The sequence below is a fragment of the Kitasatospora sp. NPDC127035 genome, from assembly GCF_042726075.1.
Classification (GTDB): Bacteria; Actinomycetota; Actinomycetes; order Streptomycetales; family Streptomycetaceae; genus Kitasatospora.
On the sequence record NZ_JBHXDN010000035.1, the window covers coordinates 76,419 to 94,590 of the forward strand.

Below are 18,172 nucleotides of genomic sequence, written 5' to 3' on the forward strand. Positions count from 1 at the left end.
CGGCCGGGCGGCCCCACCCCTTCCGGAAGGACACGTTCGTGAAGCTCACCGTCATCGGCTGCGGCTACCTCGGCGCGACCCACGCCGCAGCCATGGCCGAACTCGGCCACCAGGTCCTCGGCATGGACATCGACCCCGACAAGGTCGTCTCCCTCAACGCCGGCCGGGCCCCGTTCTTCGAACGCGACCTGGACGACCTCCTGGCCAAGCACACCGCCACCGGGCAGCTGCGGTTCACCACGTCCTACGCGGAGACCGCCGCCTTCGCCGACTTGCACTTCATCGGCGTCGGCACCCCGCAGAAGCCCGGAGAGATGGCCTACGACCTCAGCCACCTCTTCTCGGCCGTCCGCCGGCTCGCCCCCCGCCTGACCGGCCCCGCCGTGATCGTCGGCAAGTGCACCATCCCGGTCGGCACCGCCCCCCAGGTGATCGACATCCTGCGCGAGTTCGCCCCGGCCGGTGACCAGGTCGACGTCTGCTGGAACCCCGAGTTCCTGCGCGAGTCCTACGCGGTCGAGGACACCCTCCACCCCGACCGGATCGTCCTCGGCTTCACCGGCCAGGGCACGCGCGCGGAGTCAGTGATCCGCCAGGCCTACGGCAAGATCATCGAGTCCGGAACCCCGGTCATCGTCACCGACCTGGCCACCGCCGAGCTGGTGAAGTCCGCCGCGAACGCCTTCCTCGCCACCAAGATTTCCTTCATCAACGCCATGGCCGAGGTCTGCGAGACCTCCGGCGCCGACGTCCAGCTGTTGGCCGAGGCCCTCGGCCACGATGCCCGGATCGGCCGCCGCGGCATGCGGCCCGGACTCGGGTTCGGCGGCGGCTGCCTGCCCAAGGACATCCGCGGCTTCATGGCCCGCGCCGGCGAACTCGGAGCCGACCAGGCCCTGACCTTCCTGCGCGAGGTCGACGCGATCAACAACCGTCGCCGCGAGCGCATGATCGACCTCGCCCGCGAACAGTGCGGCGGCGTCATCAACGGCAAGAACATCGCCGTCTGGGGCGCCGCCTTCAAGCCCGACACCGACGACATCCGCGACTCCCCGGCCCTCGCCGTCGCGCAGAAACTGCACCAACTCGGCGCGACCGTCACCGTCTTCGACCCCAAGGCTCTGGACAACGCCCGCAAGGCCCACCCACAGCTCGAATTCACCGACCATCCGCTCGGCGCCGTCTGCGACGCCGACCTGCTGCTTCACCTGACCGAGTGGCCCGAGTTCGCACGCCTTGACCCCAAGGCCGTCGCCGCCCGCGTCGCCGTTCCCCGCGTCATCGACGGCCGCAGCACCCTCGACCCCGACCGCTGGCGGGCCGCCGGCTGGACCTACCGCGCCCTCGGTCGCCCCTGACACCAGGGCCTCCGCGGGCGGTCACGAAGCGTCGGGGGGCCCCCCCCGCGGGGGGGGGGGGCCCCGACGTAGATCACAGGCCAGTCGAACCGCGCTTGGGAAACCCAGCAGCAAAGCACGGCAGGGACGCCTAGCGCCGCCGAAATGCTGCTGCATCTCCCCGAGTTGACGGGCCCGCCGACAGGACGTGAGGCTAGTAGTCGGCCATGAGGACGGGTGTCCTACTGAGGCTTTCAGGAAGTCCCACAGAACCTGCCGGCGCCCGTGGGCCTCGCGGGCAGCGGCTCAGGCCGCGGGGAGCGGAACTGGAGGCCTTCGAAAGCCTCATGTTCACAGTGCTGGACTCCTGGGGTCTGCCGACGGACAGCATCATCGTCAGCGCACGGCAGCGCGAAACCCTGCTCAGGAACACGCCCGACGTCATTCTCGAAGGGATGAGCGATGAAGCGAGGTCGAAGGCCCCCTATCTCGCCAAGATGATCATGGCGGGCTCGGTCGGACTCTTCGACGCCGCGTTGAACTACCTCTGGATCGAGACGATCAACCGCCTTCGCGATCACGTTGCCGCGTTCGACGTCGGCTACTTCTTCGACCTGGCCGAGCTCGACCCGGCCCGCCGGAAGAATCTGAGCCGATCCGCCTCCGGACGTGGCGGACGCGGGGCGTGGGTGTCGTGGTTCTGCCCGGTCGCTCCCTTCTGCCGCCGCGACGGCGACGACCCGTCGATGTGCGGAGCGGTAGGGGCGTGGCACCGGCGGGGAGGCCGGACGTCTCCCACGCCCGCCCCCGCGCGGTGCCCGGAAGCCCGAAACCGAGCCTACCGAGCGGCGCGACCGCGGTGTTGCCCGTGCGTGCACGGGCACGCGCGCAAGACGCAGAAACCGGCCGGTGCTCTGCGGGATCCGTCGTGCCTCGTGGGTGGCGACCCACCAACCACCGGCGGCGGCTCGTGGCGCGAGCACACCGGAATAGGACTCGGCTCCCCCGTCGTTTCCAACAGTCGATTCAGGGACACGGTGAACCGTTCACTGTCAGACCCGTGCCGCACACTGAGGCCGAACACTCGGCAGACCGAAGGATGAGCCCCATGACCGACCGGCCCTTGACCCTCATGGCCGTGCACGCCCACCCCGACGACGAAGCCACCGGTACGGGAGGTGTGCTCGCCCGCTACGCGGCCGAGGGCATCCGGACGGTGCTGGTCACCTGTACCGACGGCGCCTGCGGAGACGGACCGGGAGGAGTCAAGCCCGGCGAGGCGGGACACGACCCGGCCGCCGTCGCCGCGATGCGCCGTCAGGAGCTGGAGGCCAGCTGCGAGGTCCTCAAGGTCAGCCACCTCGAAATGCTCGACTACGGGGACTCCGGGATGATGGGCTGGGCCGCCAACGACGCGCCCGGCTCGTTCTGGACGACACCGGTGGACGAGGCGGCCGCCCGCCTCGCCGACCTGGTGCGGCAGTACCGGCCCGACGTCGTCGTGACCTACGACGAGAACGGCTTCTACGGCCACCCCGACCACATCCAGGCCAACCGCATCACGTCGAGGGCGCTGGAGCTGGCCGGCACGGCACCGAAGGTGTACTGGACGACGGCCCCGCGTTCGATGATGGCGCGGTTCGGGGAGGTCATGCGCGAGCTCGGCGGGGAATGGGAGGAGCCGGGCTCCGAGGAGTCGGAGATGCCCGAGATCGGCCTCCCCGACGAGGAGATCACCACCTGGGTGGACACCACCGGGTTCGGAGGCCAGAAGTTCGACGCGCTGGCCGCGCACGCCAGCCAGGGCGAGAACATCTTCTTCCTGAAGATGGGCAAGGAGAAGTTCACCCAGCTGATGGGTGTCGAGACCTTCCTCCGCGTCCACGACACCACCGGCGCGGAGCTCCCCGAGAACGACCTCTTCGCCGGCCTGCGCTGAGCCGCTCCGGTCGGCGGAGCCCTTCAGACCCCGGCGGGACCCTCCAGACCCCGGCGGCGCCCCGCGACACCGCGTGGTGTCCACAGCAGCACCGACCCGGCGGCGGTGGCGATCCGTTACGCCGGCTGCGCCGGGTCGATGCTGCTGGATCCTTCTCGCTGAGCTGCGACCAGCGAGCGCACGAGGACACCGCACCCGGCCGGCAGCCCTGAGAACCGCCCCACACCTCGACCACACCCCCGGGGCGTCACCGCCCCGGCCGGTGCACCGTGGTCCACGGAGAGCCGTCACTGGCGGACTGTCATCTTCCGGACAGTGCAAAAACTGTCCGGAAGATGATCGTCAGCCCGCCAGGCAAGCCCGTGACCTGCACCGTCACAGAAACACCACACTGCTTCCGGTCGGAATTGGTCTCTACCATTGCCTCGCCGACACATTCGGAGGAGGCTCCTCGGCGAAGCGCAGGGGCACGGAACCCCGGCGCTCACCAATGGGAGGAAGACCACCATGTCGCTTCGCAAGGCATTCTCCACCGCGGCCGTGGCCGGGATCGTGGCCGGCGGCGCCCTCATCGCCGCCCCGACCGCCCAGGCGGCCACCTACACCTACATCGGCATCTACCCGACCGCCGCCTCCTGCCACGCGGCCGGCCAGGCCTACGTGAACAACCACCAGGCCGTCGTCTACTTCTGTGACACCACCACCGAGACCGGCCCGGCGCGGCTCTCCGTGGTCCTCTACTGAGCCGCAGGAACGCACTGACGGTGGGCCGCACGGCCGGCGGCCCACCGTCGTTCGACGTGGTGGAGAAGGGATTCGAACCCCCTGCGACCGATCGTTTCAGGATGAGGTGCGGAGTCGTCGCAGGGTTCGTCTGCCCCGCCCCGGCACCCCTGCCGGGTGACATTCGGCCAATCCCCCCACAACCGGCGCGGCGAGCCGTAGATTACTGCAACGACTGACGGCTGAGACGGTGGGAGTGTTGTGGGAATCGAGAGCGCCTTCGCTACGGAAAACGGTGTGGGATCGACGATCGCCCTGCTTGAGGAGCGACTGCCCGCCGTGTTGGAACGGCGTCGCCGAGCGGAGGAGGACGTCGCAGCCGCCGTGCGGGAAGAGGAGGCCATCACCAAGGCACTTGAGGGGTTGCGCCTTCTGGCCGGAACGCCACTCGGCGGGCAACGAGAGCCGCTCGCCGACGAGTTGACCCCTGGCCCGGCCGAGGCCGCGGCTGACGGCCACGACAATGCGGCGACGGCGGACACCCCGGAGGCGGAACCCACCCCGGTCCCCGCGGCCCAGCCGGTCCCGCCGATCCCTGCGGCCCGGACCCCGAGGAAGGCCGCCGTCCGGAAGCCGGCCGTCCCGAAGGCTGCGGCCGCACCCGTGCAGGAGGCCAAGGCCTCCGTCCCCCGCGCGAAGAAGATCGCGAAGAAGGTGGCGAAGGACACCGGGCCCGCCGCGGCAAAGCGGGCGTCCACGGCCACGCCCGCAGCGCCCAAGAAGGCGGCGCCCGCCGGCCGGACAACAGCCGAACCGGCCGAGCCCACGGTGGCCGGGCGGCGCCAGGAGGTCGAAGCGGACAGCGTCCTGACGGTGCTGGCCCAGGCCGCGGAGCCCCTGCGAGCCCGCGAGGTGACCGAACGGCTGGGCCTGGACACCCTTCAGGGGAACATCAACACCATCCGCACCAAGCTGGAACGCCTCGCCAAGGCCGGTCGCGCGCAGCGCCCCGGACGCGGCCTGTACACCGTGGTGCCCGCCCGGAGCGAGACCGCGGGCTGAGGTTCCGGAAGCGGCCCGCTGCCCGAACCCCGTCGGGGTCGGTGCGCAAGACCGGCCCTGCGCGGGCGGCGGGCTCGGTGCACGCTCCGTTTCACCGGCCGCCGGCCGCAGGCCCTTTGCGCCTGCGGCCGGGCCGTACCCGCCGGGGAGAGGCGTCACCTCCCACACCCCACTCGACCGGCCGCAGGCCCACTCCGTGCCCGCTCCGCATACTGCGCCTGCCGACGGCTACCGCGGTCGAACGTCGTGGCCGTCAGCCGGCCGCCAGGATCTCCACTCCGAGCGCCCTGAGTTGCTCGACGACCGTGTCGTGGGGGTCGGCGTCGGTGATCAGGCCGCTGACCTTCTCCCAGGGCAGGACGCGGAACCGCGAAGCCGTGCCGATCTTCTCGGAGGAGGCCAGGATGTAGGTGTCCGCGGCCCGCGCGGCCAGGGCGCGCTTCATCGCGGCCTCATCGGCGTCCGCGGTGGTCAGTCCCGCTTCGGGGTGCACACCGGTGACACCGAGCAGGCACAGGTCGGCGGAGACGTTCTGCGCGGCCTCGACCGCGGCGGCGCCGCAGGTGACGGCCGAGTGCTTGAAGACGCGCCCCCCGATCAGGAAGAGCTCCGCCTGCGGGTGGTCGAGCAGGGCCGCGGCGATCGTCGGGCTGTGCGTGATCACGGTGCAGACGAGATCACGCGGGAGCGCGTGGGCGACGGCGAGGGCGGTGGTGCCGCCGTCGAGGATCAGCGTGCTGCCCGGTCGTACCAGAGCGGCAGCCGCCGCGGCGACCTTCCGCTTGCCGTCCGGGGCCACGCTCTGCCGGGCGGCGTAGTCGACCACCGCCGGCGAAGCGGGCAGGGCGCCGCCGTAGACCCGCTGACAGAGTCCCTCGGCGGCGAGGTCGCGCAGGTCGCGCCGCACGCTGTCCTCGGAGATGCCCAGTCGGGCGGAGACCTCCTTGGCGACGACCTTGCCCTCGCGGGCGAGCAGACCGAGCAGGTGGTCGCGCCGTTCGGCAGCCAGCATCCGCATTCTCTCCTGTTCTTGCACGTTTCTGCATGTAGTGTAGCGCCCATGACCGACAAGCCCATGCTCATCCTCATCGCCGGCCCCTACCGATCCGGCACCGACGGCGACCCGCAGGCCATGGCCGCCAACCTCGCCCGCCTCGAAGCCGCCGCCTGGCCCGTCTTCGCCGCCGGCCACCTCCCCGCGATCGGCGAGTGGATCGCCCTGCCCGTCCTGCGCTCCGCCGGCGCGGGCCCCACCGACCCCCTCGCCGACCAGGTCCTCTACCCCACGGCCGAGCGCCTCCTCGCCCGTTGCGACGCCGTACTGCGCCTGCCCGGCGACTCCACCGGAGCGGACCAGGACGTCGCCATCGCCCGCCGACGCGGCCTCCCCATCTACCACGACGTGGCCGAGATCCCCCGCCTCACCCCGCAGGAGACCGCGTGACCGGCCACCCGGGTATCGACACCCCCGACCACCGCGGCCGCACCGGCCTCGACCGGGCCGGACGCGGTCTGGACCGCAACCCCGACATCCTGGTCCGCGACGTCGAGCTCACCTCCCGGGGCTGGCACGTCCTACGCCGCACCACCTTCGACTACCGCCGCCGCGACGGACGCTGGGAGACCCAGCAGCGCGAGACCTACGACCGCGGCAACGGCGCCGTCGTCCTGCCCTACGACACCGAACGCGGTCGCGTCCTGCTCACCCGCCAGTTCCGCTACCCCGCCTACGTCAACGACCACCCGGACGGCATGCTCGTCGAAGCCGCCGCAGGACTGCTCGACGCGGACGACCCGCCCACCGCCGTCCGACGCGAGAGCGCCGAGGAACTGGGCGTCGCCCTCGGCCCGCTCACCCACGTCCTCGACGCCTACATGAGCCCCGGATCCGTCACCGAACGCCTCCACTTCTTCGCCGCCCCCTACACCCCGGCCGCCCGGACCGGGAGCGGCGGCGGACTCGAGGAGGACGGCGAGGACATCGAGGTCCTCGAACTGCCCTTCGCCGAGGCCCTCGCCATGACCCGCGACGGACGCATCGCCGACGGGAAGACCATCCTGCTCCTGCAATGGGCAGCACTCGACGGGCCCTTCGCCCCCGCCGCGGGCGGCCGCTGACCTTCCCTGCCCGCTGACCTTCCCTGCCCGGTGGCCCGGAACCGAACCGGGCACCCGCAGTGCTGTCCTGGCCGATCCGCGGTGCCGTGCGACTACCTGCCTGCCGGGTCAGGGTCCCCGTCGTGCCGCGCGCGAGTGGTCCGGCAGCGGCGTCCGCTGCCCCGGACAGCCGCGCTCCACCGGCCCGGGCCGCGTCTCAGGGCACGGGGACCACCCCGAGCAGCTCGCCCAGTCGGCGAAGCGTGGTGGGCGAGCCCTGGTACAGGGTGGCGAGGTCGAGGCCCTCGTCGCCCATGACCGTCAGCAAGGCCTGCTCGCCGATCGCCATCACCACCACGTAGCCACCGTGGCAGCGGGTGACGATGTCGCACAGGCCGCCCACGCCCGCCTCGGCCGCGGCGTGCCGGCCGAGGCCGAGCATGGCCGCCGACAGCGCCGCGGCCGACTCGGGGTGGACGGTGTCCGTGTCGGCGGCCACCAGGAGGCCGTCCGCCGTGGAGATGAGGCTCTCCGAGACGCCCGTGACCTCGTCGCGGAGCGCCTTCAGTTCGTCGACCAGCACGGCGGTCGGTATCTGTCTGCTCATTTCGTGCTCTTCTCTGTCGACCGGCTCGCTCGGTGCGGCGAGCGTTCGATGGGCCGGCGGAAGCGGCCTGCGCTTCCTCGGACCGGCCGGGCGGCCGGTCGGGTCGGGAGGCAGGCTGCCTGCGGTCCGGCACCTGGCAGGATTGCCCGTCGGACGGGCGGCCCTTGTGTCAGGGCAGGGTCCGGGCGTGCTGAGCCCGGCGCCGGGCGCTGCTCCTGCGGAGGCGGTGGGTGAGGACGAGCCCGGCGGACAGCAGCGCGCCACCCGTGGCGAGGACGAACGACGAGGGGGCGGAGGAGCGCGCCACCGCCGGACGGCGTGCGTCATCGTCCGTGCCGGTGTCCGCCTCCATCGGTACGTCCTCCATGACCGCGGGGGCGGAGGAGGGCGCCACCGCTGCGGTAGCGGCGGCGGAAACCCGCGCCGCCGACGGCGCGGGCGTCGGTGCCGCTGCGGAGGGCCGGGCCGGCGGGGGCGGCGTCACGGCTTTCGCGGACGTGCCGGAGGGTGGCGCGGCGGGCGCGGCGGGCGCCGGGGAGGTGGGGGACGGTACGGCGGCGGAGGACGGTGCGGCGGCCGTCGGGTTTCCCGTGCCCGGCGGGATCGGGGTGATGGAGATGTCGTCGTAGTAGAGCACCACCGGCGGCAACCCGCTGCCCACGTGCCCCTTGGAAGCTTGCCAGTTCGGTCGGTACATGCCGATCTTGTGGTACGGGACGGTTTCCTTCTCGAAGTTGTTTCTCCCCTGGTGGGAACCCACCTCGGCGCCGTCCAGCCTGGCGAGGACGGAGCCGGGCGTGGTCGGGGTGGACCAGGTGATGTCGATCGTCCACCGGTTCCAGCGGCCGAGCCGCACGGGACCGAGGTCGTACTGGGCTCCGCTCACGGTGACGAACAGAATCCACCGGTCCGCCCTGACCATGAGGACGATCGGCGGCCCGGTGGCCGCCCCGCCGTGCCACTGGGACACGAAGGTCCCGTACCTGTAGGGGATCCAGTCATTCGGCAGGTAGTTGGAGAAGGAGTAACGGTAACTGCCGTACGGCAGGTGGCTGGTGGCGATCTCGGCGCGGAAGGAGTTCCCGTCGTCGGCCAGGGTGAACCGGCCGGCCCTGCCGGTGCCAGGGCCGGGCGCCGCCACGACGCCCACCGTACCGTTGCCGGCAATCCCCTTGCGGGGCCACATGCCGGTGTCGCCGGACTCGAACCCGTCGCTGAAGGGAACGGTGGTGGCCGCCGCAGCGGCGGCAGGGCCGACGGACGCGGCTCCCACCGCCACCGCGGCGGCCAGGAGCGCACCGACCCGACGGCCGTGGCTGTGATGCTGGAACATGAACCATCCTGGCGTGGAGGAGCGACGGCGGACCTCTCGCCGATGCCGTGGTCCACGGCAAGGGTCTTGAGGGAGGTACCGGCCCTCCTGCGTGTGCCGAGCGCGACGGGAGCCGGTTGCAAGTAACCGAGTCCCGCACTGCTTCTCCGTCCTGGTCCGACATCCACTCGTTACGGAAGCCGGGAGGCCGTCTCCGGGGTGAGAACGGGCTCGGCCGACGCAGCCGGCGGCATCCATCCGCCACACTTCCGACCGTGGAGGGCGCGCCGTCCTTCCCCGGCCCGGCCCGGCACGGCCCAGCCCAAGGAGGCCCGGAATGTCGTCCGCGCGAACCGGGAGGAGGCCGTTCCAACGAATCCAACCGGACAACACTTCGTCCCCGACGAGTCGACCGGGAAAAGGTTCGGGCGATCCCGTCGGGCCGGAATATCCACAACTTCGCTACAAGGACGACGGGTTACTCACCCGGCCGGGCACTTCCCTGGAATCATTCCCGAAGGGCATCGGGGAGGTGCTCGTGGACGCGATCGATGGGGGTTGCGATGAACGCTCGGATCAGGGACACGAGACCGCCGGCCCGGCCCCGGTCCCGGCCCCCGGGAGCGGTCGCCCGCGCACTGACGCAGGGCCTGTTCCTTCTGGCAGGACTGGCCGCCACGGTTCTCGGCTTCGGCTGGTTCGTCGACGCCAACGACGCGGCGAGCGCCTACCGCAACGCCCCGATCTGCGGCACGGCCGAACACACGCCCGGCACGGACTGCGCACAGCGCGCGAGTGGCAGGGTGACGGCCAGGTACGCCGCCACCAGCGGCGACTCGACCATCTACACGCTGACCGTGGCGCGCGAGACGGCCGTACACGACGAGGCTCCCAGGCACAGCTACACGGTCGACTCGGCCTTCTACAACGCCACGAAGGCCGGCGCGGACGTGGACCTGACGGTCTTCCGAGGGCGGGTCGCCGAGGTCTCCTACCAGGGGCACCGCGCCCAGAACGCGGGCACGCCCTGGCTGATCTCCCTCGAGATCGCCCTCCTGGCCGCCCTGGGATCGGCACTCACCGCCCACGGACTGACCTGGTCACGCACCGGCGCGCAAGCGACCCCCTTCTACGTCGCCATGGCCGTCTTCGTCGCCGCCATGGCGTTGTTCGGCTGCCTCACCCTCATCTCGTCCCAGCTGCCCCTCGCCGCCACCCTGGCCGTTCCCGTGCTCGGCTGGCTCCTCATGACCGCCTCCATCACCACGATCACCTGGCGCCCCCGGCCGGCCGGCTGACGCCCCTTCCCGGGGCGGGGTGTCCGCCTGCCGCTCGGTGCCCGTGTCTGAACCCGTAGTGCCTGTCCAGGGCCTTGCCAGCGATCTCGACGGGATGGAGCCGTTCGGTTCTCCGTCACAGTGACGGAGAACCGAACGGCTCTTCGCGCAAGGGCCGCGGACCGAGAGGGAAGGTCGGTGGTTGACGCGGTCGGGGGTCTTGAGTTGGCAGGGGGTGACGAGCCACGCAAGCCGCCTTCAAGATCATCATGGCAATGTGGCCCTGCGGGCGAGGCGACATTGTCCGGCTTGCCCCGTGCGAACGGAAGATGCCCCCGCCCGGGTGGGCGGAGGCATCGCTGGTGGATTGGCTGCGTCAGTGCCCGACGGTGCGGTGGGCGGGCGGGGTGCCGGCCCCGGTGTGGACCGGTGGTTCGATGGTGCGGCGCTTGACGATCACCAGGACGATCAGGACGACCTGGAGGACGATCGGCAGGATCATCCCGGGGGAGGTCTTGGGGTCGGTGCCGACCGCGTTGGAGACGAGGCTGAAGTCCCACAGGCCATGGACCAGCATCGGCAGCAGGAGCACTCCGCCGACGCGCAGGCAGAGGTAGAAGAAGTAGCCGGAGGTGGAGACGATGACGGCCTGGAGGATGGCCTGGGCGCCTTCACCGAAGGCGTTGCTGACGTGGACGACGCCGAAGACAACCGAGGACCACAGGGCGACGTTGCCCTCGCTGAGGCCGGCGCGCTTGAAGACCTGGACGCCGATGCCACGGAACATCAGTTCCTCGCCGATGCCCACCAGCGCGGTCATGGCGACCAGGGCGAGCACCAGAGAGGCCGGCTGGTCGGCGAGGTTGGGGTAGTTCACCGCCAGGACGGCGACCACCAGCATCGAGACGGGGACGAAGCGGACCCAGCGCCGCACCGGCACGCGGTAGTTCAGGACGCTGCCCCACCAGCCGAGCCAGGTCACCACGCAGGCGCCGAACAGGACCGACAGGCCGATGGGGATCACGCCGTTGCGGACCACGGACTCGGTGGTGGGGAACTGGCTGTCGCCGCTGCCCCGGTCGACGCTGATCAGCGAGCCGAGGCCCTGGAGGATCGCGAGGTAGACGACGACCACGGCCAAGAACCAGGGCCAGGTGAGCGTGCGCCCGGCCGGGGCGGGGGGCGGCTGTGCGGACACGGGGCAACTCCTCAGGGGCGGGGGGAAGGGTGCCCGAACGAGGACGGGCGGACAAATAATCCCATAGATAAGGAAAATCTATGAAGGTCTCCCAAAAGTAGCTAAACGGACACGGCTCGGTGAAGGGCCCAGGGTCCGGCGCCTTCGCGGCGACGGTCCGGCAGGTCGGGTCAGCGCCGCGCACCCTCGCGGGCGTGATCGAATGCGGCAGGCGCGGTCACTTTCGATCTTCCCCCGCGCACGGGCGGTCCGGGCTGATGGAATGACCGGCGACCGCTATCCCTTCGCGCACCGTGGAGTTCCCGTGAACTGGCTGGCCGACGTCCTGAAGATCGTCACCGCCCTCGAACCCATCGTCATCCCCCTGATCACGAGCAACCGTGACGTGAAGCACGACATCAAGCCGATCTCCTGACCCGCCCACCACGACGGACCGGAGGATCGGTGCGCTTCACCGCCCTGCTCCGGGGGATGGCCTCGACGTTCCTCGCGCCCCGGCCGCCCCGGACCGAACGGGAGCAGCCCCTCACCCGCGCGCAGATCCTCGCCCTCCTGGACGAGCTGCCCGTCAGCGAGTGGCGCTACGACTGGGATCCCGACACCCTGCACATCGGCCCGATGGCCCAGGACTGGCGGGCCGCCTTCGGCTACGGCCGCCGAGAGACCACCATCGACGTCGTCGACGCCAACGGCGTCCTGATCGCCGCCGTCCAGGAACTCTCCCTCCGCCTGCGCCACCTCGAACAGCAACACCCGGCACGGCCGGCCTGCCACTGCGCCCGACCGCGCCCGACCCCGATCCCGCAACCGCAACCGCAACGTGCAGGAGCATCCCGTGACCCTGACCCAGGCGATCATCGGCCTGATCAACGCCCTCGGCCCCCTCATCACCCCGCTCTGACCACCCCACCGTCCACGCCACCGGAAGGGCCCCCTCGTGAACACTGCCCGCCGCGCCGTGACAGTGGCCACCGCGCTCGCCCTGCTCGGCTCCACCGCGCTGCTGACCTTCGGGACCTCCGTCCCGGGGATCTTCCACCTGGGCATCGGCATCGGCGCCTGACCCGGCACACCACCGGCACCACCGGCCGCGGACCGGCCGTTCCCGATGATCGGGAACGGCCGGTTCGACGCTTGCGGGAGTGTGCCCGCGACCGGGAGGCTCCCCAGAAGCCGCACCCGCCCGGGGTGCGGGACAAGGTGAGGGGCGGGGCCATGACGCGAGGGCGGAGCCGGTACAGGCGGGCACTGGCGGCGGTGCTGGGGGTGATGCTGGCGGCGGCCGGCCTGCTCGTGGGCGCGGCGGGACCGGCGGCCGCAGTCGGCGGCCCGGCGGGTCCGGTTGCCGCGGTGGTCGGCGGGACGGACGCACCGGCGGGCGCCTACCCGTACCAGGTCTCGCTGCATTACCAGGCATCCGGAGGCTGGTACCACATCTGCGGCGGGTCGGTCATCGGCCAGCAGTGGGTGCTGACCGCCGCCCACTGCCTGGAAGGCCGGGCCGCCAGCCAGATCCGGGTGGCGGCCGGGTCGAACACCATCCTCCCCACCGGCACCCTCTACCCGGCGCAGGAGTACCGCCTGCACGAGAACTACAACGGCAACGCCGCCGGCAAGCCGAACGACATCGCCGTACTGAAGCTCGCCACCGCGATCACCTACACCCCACAGATCCAGCCGATCGCCCTGCCCCTGCTGCCCGACCTCCTCGGCGGCCCCGCGACACTCACCGGCTGGGGACAGCTCAGCGGCAGCGGCGACGGATCGAACACCCTCCAGCAGGCCACCGTCACCACCCTGACCCTGGGCGAGTGCCAACTGCGCTGGTACGGCCAGAACATCAACCTCACCCACGTCTGCACCTACGACAAGGGCTCCGGCATCTCCGCCTGCATGGGCGACAGCGGCGGCCCGCTCGCCCAGAACGGCCGGCTGATCGGCATCGTCAGCTGGGGCGTCAGCACCTGCAGCGGCGCCTATCCCTCCGTGTACACCAACGTCGGCGCCTACCGGGCCTGGATCACCGCCAAGACCGGCATCTGACCGAACGCCGAGCGGCCACGCCGGGCACCTCAGGCGGCCGCTGCCGCGGGCAGGGCCATGGCGGCCCCGGCTTGGCGGCGCGCGAGCCGACGGGTCATCAGCGCGACCGCCGCCCGGTTGAGGTGGGCTTCGCTGTGTTCGGGCAGGCGCTCGTGGTCCCGCACGTTGCTGCGGGCCCGGATCAGCCAGGACAGGGTGCGCTCCACCCCCACCGTCCACGACACCCCGCACACCGGACACACCGCCCGCCGGCCCTCCTGGATCGCCGCTACCCGCGCCCGCGAGCGCCGCACACCCCGCCAGTGCGCCGACCTGCACCGCCCCGAGCAGAACCTCGCCTCGACCCGCGCCCCGACCACGAGCCGGTCACCGCACTGAGGACACCGCTGTACACCCGCCTCTCCCATCACCAGGCCAGGGTAGAGCCGCCCATCCGAGCCGAACTTGACGTGCAGGCTTCCTTCACAGGCACTCACCACGCGCCGAGGACACCCCGTCGTCGGGAGGCCGTCAGTCGATCCGGGCGACGCGGGCCGCGGCCACTGCCACCAGCAGTCCCAGACCGACACAGGCCGCGCAAACGAGGAACATCGTCTGGTACCCGGCGGCCCGGGCCACCAGCCCGAGGGCGCCGCTCCCGGCGGCGAGGCCCGCGGTGAAGCAGGCCCCGAAGGTGGACAGCGCCGTGGCGCGCTGGCGTTCACTGACCGAGCGCACCACGAACAGCCCCAGCACCGGGTAGATCTGCCACATGCCCACACCGATGAGGACACCGCCGATCACCCCCACGGCAAGGCCGTCCGCCACCCCGAGGAGTGCGATCCCCAGAGCCTCGACGAGGAACAGGCCGGCCAGTGCCACCGGCCGTGTGGCCTCCCAGCGGATCCAGGTGCCCGCCACCCGCAACAGCACCACGGTCAGGGAGTACGCGGTGACCACCGCCGCTCCCCCGGCGATGCCTAGGTCGTCGAACTTCGCGACCGCGAAGCTGGAGACGGCCGCGAAGCCGAACGCGGTGAAGATCAGCGCGACGCCGGGCAGCGCGGTGCCGAGCAGGGCCCGGCCCTTGTCGGTGCCGGTCCGCTCCGTCTTCGGCGGGAAGCGCACCTCGGGGACGCACAGGGCGATCGGGATGACGAGCAGGGCGATCAGCCCGGCGATCACGAACGCGGCCGCCGGGCCCACCAGGTGATCGATCAGGCTACCCAGCGGAGCGCCCAAGCCGATGGCCACGTAGTTGACGGTGCCGCCCAGCCCCAGCGCCCAGCTCTGCCGGTCCCTGGCGACCAGTTGCACCGGCCAGACCCCGGCCGCGGCCAGCATCACGCCCATGCCGACGCCCACCAGCATCCGCAGGCCGATCAGCTCGGAGATCGATCCGGCGAGCGGGTAGCAGACGGTGGCGAGCGTGGTCAGCACCGTTCCGCCGATGGTCAGGGCCCGGGTGCCGAGGCGGTTCATCAGCGCGCCCGACACCGGGCGGGACAGCAACGCGGTCAGCGCGTACCCGCTGATGACCGCGCCGACCTCCGCCGGACCACCGTGCAACCGACCCGTGACGTAGCCGGGCAGGACCGGGATGGTCAGCGCGAACGGCATGTAGCCGATCCCGTTCGCCAGCGCGATCAACAGCGCGTACCGCAAGGAGCGCTTGTCGGTGGTCTCGGTGGTCTCGGTCTCGGGTTCCAACTCGGTCCGCACAGATTCACTCCCTCATGTCCGGTCATGAGCCCAGGCGGTAGACGCGCTCGGAGCCTTCGATCTCCCCAAGTGGCTGTTGTCGTTCCGATCATGAGGGTTGGTGGTCGAACCGGACTCTCGATCGAGTGACTGTGGCGGGTTCCGGACCTGAAAGCACGGCCTTCTGACAACCCGAAGGGTATCTACGCCAACCAGCGGTCCGGAAGGACCTGTCATCGCGTGCGTACGGCATCGCGGAGGACGTCGGTGTTTCCGGAACAGCGCCCGCGAGGGCTTCGGCGAACCCCTGCCCTGCGGCGACCGGTCGCCGCAGGGCAGCCTGGAGCCGCGTCAGCTGGTGCTGCCGATGTCCGTCAAGGAAGGCGCCGTCGAGCCGATCCCCATCACCTCGATGCCCGGCGTGGTCCACCACACCCGTGACTCGCTGCGCAAGGCGGTCGTCGAAGCCACGGAAGCGGGCGTCGGCGGCGTGACGATTCTCGGGACTCCGGTCGAGTACGACGCGGAGGGGACCCGGGGCTCGACCCGGACGGCGTGCTGAACACAGCGCTGCGCGATGTGCGGGCCGAGGTGGGCGACGGCACGGTGATCATGCCCGACGTGCGCGTCGACGAGAGGTATCAGGCGCCGCAGGGAGTGTTGTTGATCCTCAGTGAGTGCGTGACGTCGTTGAGCTGGTACGAGCGCAGGTCGTGGATCGAGCCGCCCTCGCTCCCCACGCACACGTGCCGCCCGAAGTAGTTGTCCTTCTGGTAGACCCGTGCGGTCCGGCCGCTGTTGTTGATCACCGAGCTCCCCGCCCCTCGGATGTAGTCCGGCAGGTGCCGGACACTCCCGTCGACGGCGCGTTTGACGTACGGCTGGCCGACGAAGTCGATGTCCGGGTAGATGCACACGAACCCACGGGGACAGGCGATCTTGTCCCGGGGCCGCGCGACGGCCGCGCTGCTGCCGGAATCGGCCTGAGCGGGCGAGGTACCGGTCAGCACCGTGGCCAGGGCCACGGTCGCGCCGGCGACCGCCAACGTCGTACGGGCACATATGCTGCGCATGCGATGTTCCCTTCGTAGTTCTCCGTGCGAGGGGGTGATGACGCGTCGGGCCGAACGGGCGGCGGACCAGTGGCACACGGCACCGCGCTCGTCGGCAGATGCGGAGGGGCTACAGAGGGCCTGTCCAGCCGAATCGTTTCCGCATGCGGCCGACTGCGCGAGTTCACACGAAAGGGTTACCTACGAGGCTCTTTCCTCGAACACGGGGCCGACAGGCATCGGTCGGCCGCTCGATTCGGTCGAGAGAGACACAGCCATTCCCGACCCGGGAACCGGAGTCGGATGGTCGGTGGTCGGTGGTCGATTACGGGAGCCGGACGGCCGACCCGGCCGGACGTCAGTCGCCCTCTCGCTCCACAGAGGTGCCGATCGCGCGCGAACCGGCGCCGATTCCGGGGAAGAACCGGCCGACCTCCGGCCCGTCGGCCCCCTCGACGTCGACCGTGCCCCGCACCCCCAGAGCGAGATGGGCGAAGCTCGGTGCACACCGGGCCAGGAAGGCCAGCGGCTCGCCCTCGCAGTCCGACCGCCCGATCCGCAGGTCGGGAAGGGTGAGGCTCTCCAGCTGAGGGAGGATCGGCGATTCGGCGAGCGCCGAGAACAACTGGAACGAGGTCGCGTCGAACTCCGACCCGCCCAGGTCGAGGTGCTTCAGCGCCGGGAGCCCCGCCGTGGTCAGCTCGTCGAGCTGCTCGACAGGACAGCACCCTCCGAAGACGTCGCACTCGGCCTCCACCACCAGCGACTCCACACCCCGCGTCGACCCGAGGTCGAAGTAGGCCCCGTCGCCGGTCGCGGGACCACGGACGCGAAGGCGCGTCAGGCCGTCGTGGAGGATCGAGCCGAAGAGGAACGCCCCCTGGAGTTCGAGGGTGCGCAGGGCGGGCAGCGAATCCCACGGAGCCGTCCGCACGAGCCCGTCGCCGTGGTAGTCCATGGGATCGATCCGGCCGCCCGTCGACGTCCTGCCGTCCTCGTAGAGGAACTCGAACCCGTAGCCGAAGGACAGGTGCTCCAGCCGGGGACGCGGAGCGCCGGCGAGCGAGCGGACGGAGTGCTCGGCGGAGTGGTGGTAGTCGGTCAGGCGCAGCTCCAGCACGCGCAGCCGGTGGGCCAGGGGGTGGGACAGCACCGCGTCGATCAGCGCCCCCTCCCAGCGCTCGGGGTCGGTGAGATCGACGGCCGCGGCCCACGGGTGGTCCGCCAACAGCCCCTCGACCAGCGCCCGACGCCCCGCCCCGGTGTCCTCGGCCAGGGCGAACCGCGCCTCGTCGAGGAAGCCCCGCCTCCAGGTGAACCGCCAGGAGCCGTCCGTGCGCAGCCCGCCGAGACCGAGCCGCCGTTCCACCTCCGCGTAGAGCCCGGCGAGCCGGGCCCGGTCCCCACCCGCGGCCCCACCCTCGGCGTCGCACGCGTGCTCCAGACGGATCGCCGCTCCCCGCGGGTCGCCGGCCGCGGTCAGCACGTCCGCGTAGGCGAGCCACGCCTCCGCGTCGTCCGTCTCGGGAACATCCGCCACCACGAAAGAACGCACACCGGTCTCCAGATCCTCGCGGCGAGGTACGTGGGACAGGACCCGGACTCGCCATCGTCGCCAGCACCCTAGACGCAGCCACCGACAGACGAGCCGTCAGGGCCGTCGGCCTTCCGGCGCGGCCTCCGCGCGCACCGGCCTGGCGCGAACGGGACCGCCGCACCCGACCCGACAGCCGTGTCGGCGATGCCCCGCACCGGTCTGCCCGCACACCTGTGGCAGCGCGGCGGCAGCCCGGGCCCCGGGAATCCCCGGCGCGTCGCGCGACGCGCCGGGGATTCCCGGGGCCC

Annotated in this window: 20 protein-coding genes; 12 read left to right on the plus strand and 8 right to left on the minus strand. The window is 71.4% G+C overall.

What is annotated here, in order from left to right; translation table 11 throughout:
• The first annotated feature begins 38 nt into the window (after window positions 1-38).
• The 5 genes from ACFWIC_RS23640 (at window position 39) to ACFWIC_RS23660 (ending at window position 5,061) form a co-directional block, all read left to right on the plus strand.
• Window positions 39-1,358 (plus strand): UDP-glucose/GDP-mannose dehydrogenase family protein, encoded by a 1,320-nt coding sequence (locus ACFWIC_RS23640; RefSeq protein WP_355403348.1) that lies wholly within the window; start codon window positions 39-41, stop codon window positions 1,356-1,358.
• Between the two features lie 326 nt (window positions 1,359-1,684).
• Window positions 1,685-2,440 (plus strand): hypothetical protein, encoded by a 756-nt coding sequence (locus tag ACFWIC_RS23645; RefSeq protein ID WP_380519958.1) that lies wholly within the window; start codon window positions 1,685-1,687, stop codon window positions 2,438-2,440.
• A gap of 5 nt (window positions 2,441-2,445) precedes the next feature.
• Entirely contained in the window at window positions 2,446-3,276 is an 831-nt protein-coding gene (locus tag ACFWIC_RS23650) for a PIG-L family deacetylase (RefSeq protein WP_329952417.1), read from the plus strand.
• A gap of 507 nt (window positions 3,277-3,783) precedes the next feature.
• Complete coding sequence (locus tag ACFWIC_RS23655) at window positions 3,784-4,020, plus strand: hypothetical protein (RefSeq protein WP_355403343.1); 237 nt, start codon at window positions 3,784-3,786, stop codon at window positions 4,018-4,020.
• A 276-nt stretch (window positions 4,021-4,296) separates the two neighbouring features.
• Window positions 4,297-5,061, plus strand: coding sequence for a hypothetical protein (locus ACFWIC_RS23660; RefSeq protein ID WP_380519959.1), 765 nt, complete (start codon window positions 4,297-4,299; stop codon window positions 5,059-5,061).
• Window positions 5,062-5,314: 253 nt separating this feature from the next.
• On the opposite strand, the gene ACFWIC_RS23665 is transcribed toward ACFWIC_RS23660, so the two are convergent.
• Window positions 5,315-6,073, minus strand: coding sequence for a DeoR/GlpR family DNA-binding transcription regulator (locus ACFWIC_RS23665; RefSeq protein ID WP_380519960.1), 759 nt, complete (start codon window positions 6,071-6,073; stop codon window positions 5,315-5,317).
• A 48-nt stretch (window positions 6,074-6,121) separates the two neighbouring features.
• On the opposite strand from ACFWIC_RS23665, the gene ACFWIC_RS23670 reads away from it, so the two are divergent.
• Together ACFWIC_RS23670 and ACFWIC_RS23675 are read left to right on the plus strand one after the other, a co-directional pair.
• Window positions 6,122-6,505 carry a DUF4406 domain-containing protein gene (locus ACFWIC_RS23670; RefSeq protein WP_380519961.1) on the plus strand — a complete coding sequence of 128 codons (384 nt, stop codon included), beginning with the start codon at window positions 6,122-6,124 and terminating at the stop codon, window positions 6,503-6,505.
• Window positions 6,502-7,179: an NUDIX domain-containing protein gene (locus tag ACFWIC_RS23675; RefSeq protein ID WP_380519962.1), complete on the plus strand. Its 678-nt coding sequence runs from the start codon at window positions 6,502-6,504 to the stop codon at window positions 7,177-7,179. Before ACFWIC_RS23670 ends, ACFWIC_RS23675 begins: the two co-directional genes overlap by 4 nt.
• Window positions 7,180-7,375: 196 nt before the next feature.
• On the opposite strand, the gene ACFWIC_RS23680 is transcribed toward ACFWIC_RS23675, so the two are convergent.
• Complete coding sequence (locus ACFWIC_RS23680; protein WP_380519963.1) at window positions 7,376-7,765, minus strand: roadblock/LC7 domain-containing protein; 390 nt, start codon at window positions 7,763-7,765, stop codon at window positions 7,376-7,378.
• Between the two features lie 169 nt (window positions 7,766-7,934).
• Window positions 7,935-9,098, minus strand: a complete 1,164-nt coding sequence (locus ACFWIC_RS23685; RefSeq protein ID WP_380519964.1) for a heparin lyase I family protein — start codon at window positions 9,096-9,098, stop codon at window positions 7,935-7,937.
• Window positions 9,099-9,640: 542 nt separating this feature from the next.
• Between ACFWIC_RS23685 and ACFWIC_RS23690 the strand changes: the two genes are divergently transcribed.
• Entirely contained in the window at window positions 9,641-10,375 is a 735-nt protein-coding gene (locus ACFWIC_RS23690; protein ID WP_380519965.1) for a hypothetical protein, read from the plus strand.
• A gap of 355 nt (window positions 10,376-10,730) precedes the next feature.
• Here the strand turns inward: ACFWIC_RS23690 and ACFWIC_RS23695 are convergent, their stop codons facing one another.
• A complete protein-coding gene (locus ACFWIC_RS23695) occupies window positions 10,731-11,552 on the minus strand; it encodes a CPBP family intramembrane glutamic endopeptidase (protein WP_380519966.1) in 822 nt (273 codons plus the stop codon).
• A gap of 937 nt (window positions 11,553-12,489) precedes the next feature.
• On the opposite strand from ACFWIC_RS23695, the gene ACFWIC_RS23700 reads away from it, so the two are divergent.
• A complete protein-coding gene (locus ACFWIC_RS23700) occupies window positions 12,490-12,615 on the plus strand; it encodes a hypothetical protein (protein WP_380519967.1) in 126 nt (41 codons plus the stop codon).
• A 152-nt stretch (window positions 12,616-12,767) separates the two neighbouring features.
• Complete coding sequence (locus ACFWIC_RS23705; RefSeq protein ID WP_355403311.1) at window positions 12,768-13,595, plus strand: serine protease; 828 nt, start codon at window positions 12,768-12,770, stop codon at window positions 13,593-13,595.
• A 29-nt stretch (window positions 13,596-13,624) separates the two neighbouring features.
• Here ACFWIC_RS23705 and ACFWIC_RS23710 read toward each other — a convergent pair whose 3' ends face one another.
• Window positions 13,625-13,801 (minus strand): hypothetical protein, encoded by a 177-nt coding sequence (locus ACFWIC_RS23710; RefSeq protein WP_380519968.1) that lies wholly within the window; start codon window positions 13,799-13,801, stop codon window positions 13,625-13,627.
• Here ACFWIC_RS23710 and ACFWIC_RS23715 point away from each other — a divergent pair.
• The gene (locus ACFWIC_RS23715) at window positions 13,791-13,973 is read left to right on the plus strand and encodes a hypothetical protein (RefSeq protein ID WP_380519969.1); all 183 of its coding nucleotides are present in this window, start codon (window positions 13,791-13,793) and stop codon (window positions 13,971-13,973) included. The two genes, ACFWIC_RS23710 and ACFWIC_RS23715, sit on opposite strands and share 11 nt — an antisense overlap.
• A 132-nt stretch (window positions 13,974-14,105) precedes the next feature.
• On the opposite strand, the gene ACFWIC_RS23720 is transcribed toward ACFWIC_RS23715, so the two are convergent.
• Window positions 14,106-15,296, minus strand: coding sequence for an MFS transporter (locus tag ACFWIC_RS23720; protein WP_380519970.1), 1,191 nt, complete (start codon window positions 15,294-15,296; stop codon window positions 14,106-14,108).
• Between the two features lie 346 nt (window positions 15,297-15,642).
• On the opposite strand from ACFWIC_RS23720, the gene ACFWIC_RS23725 reads away from it, so the two are divergent.
• Window positions 15,643-15,837: a hypothetical protein gene (locus ACFWIC_RS23725; protein ID WP_380519971.1), complete on the plus strand. Its 195-nt coding sequence runs from the start codon at window positions 15,643-15,645 to the stop codon at window positions 15,835-15,837.
• A gap of 79 nt (window positions 15,838-15,916) precedes the next feature.
• Here ACFWIC_RS23725 and ACFWIC_RS23730 read toward each other — a convergent pair whose 3' ends face one another.
• Window positions 15,917-16,348: a peptidase inhibitor family I36 protein gene (locus ACFWIC_RS23730; protein ID WP_329883489.1), complete on the minus strand. Its 432-nt coding sequence runs from the start codon at window positions 16,346-16,348 to the stop codon at window positions 15,917-15,919.
• A gap of 337 nt (window positions 16,349-16,685) precedes the next feature.
• On the minus strand, window positions 16,686-17,882 hold the full coding sequence (locus ACFWIC_RS23735) for a hypothetical protein (RefSeq protein WP_380519972.1): 1,197 nt from the start codon (window positions 17,880-17,882) through the stop codon (window positions 16,686-16,688).
• Window positions 17,883-18,172: the final 290 nt, after the last annotated feature.

What these genes read in the sequence shown, in the direction of transcription:
- ACFWIC_RS23685 (WP_380519964.1), bottom strand. Translation starts at nt 9,098, where the DNA reads ATGTTCCAGCATCACAGCCACGGCCGTCGGGTCGGTGCGCTCCTGGCC.
- ACFWIC_RS23655 (WP_355403343.1), top strand. Translation starts at nt 3,784, where the DNA reads ATGTCGCTTCGCAAGGCATTCTCCACCGCGGCCGTGGCCGGGATCGTG.
- ACFWIC_RS23730 (WP_329883489.1), bottom strand. Translation starts at nt 16,348, where the DNA reads ATGCGCAGCATATGTGCCCGTACGACGTTGGCGGTCGCCGGCGCGACC.
- ACFWIC_RS23680 (WP_380519963.1), bottom strand. Translation starts at nt 7,765, where the DNA reads ATGAGCAGACAGATACCGACCGCCGTGCTGGTCGACGAACTGAAGGCG.
- ACFWIC_RS23705 (WP_355403311.1), top strand. Translation starts at nt 12,768, where the DNA reads ATGACGCGAGGGCGGAGCCGGTACAGGCGGGCACTGGCGGCGGTGCTG.
- ACFWIC_RS23725 (WP_380519971.1), top strand. Translation starts at nt 15,643, where the DNA reads ATGTCCGTCAAGGAAGGCGCCGTCGAGCCGATCCCCATCACCTCGATG.
- ACFWIC_RS23645 (WP_380519958.1), top strand. Translation starts at nt 1,685, where the DNA reads ATGTTCACAGTGCTGGACTCCTGGGGTCTGCCGACGGACAGCATCATC.
- ACFWIC_RS23670 (WP_380519961.1), top strand. Translation starts at nt 6,122, where the DNA reads ATGACCGACAAGCCCATGCTCATCCTCATCGCCGGCCCCTACCGATCC.
- ACFWIC_RS23665 (WP_380519960.1), bottom strand. Translation starts at nt 6,073, where the DNA reads ATGCTGGCTGCCGAACGGCGCGACCACCTGCTCGGTCTGCTCGCCCGC.
- ACFWIC_RS23690 (WP_380519965.1), top strand. Translation starts at nt 9,641, where the DNA reads ATGAACGCTCGGATCAGGGACACGAGACCGCCGGCCCGGCCCCGGTCC.
- ACFWIC_RS23650 (WP_329952417.1), top strand. Translation starts at nt 2,446, where the DNA reads ATGACCGACCGGCCCTTGACCCTCATGGCCGTGCACGCCCACCCCGAC.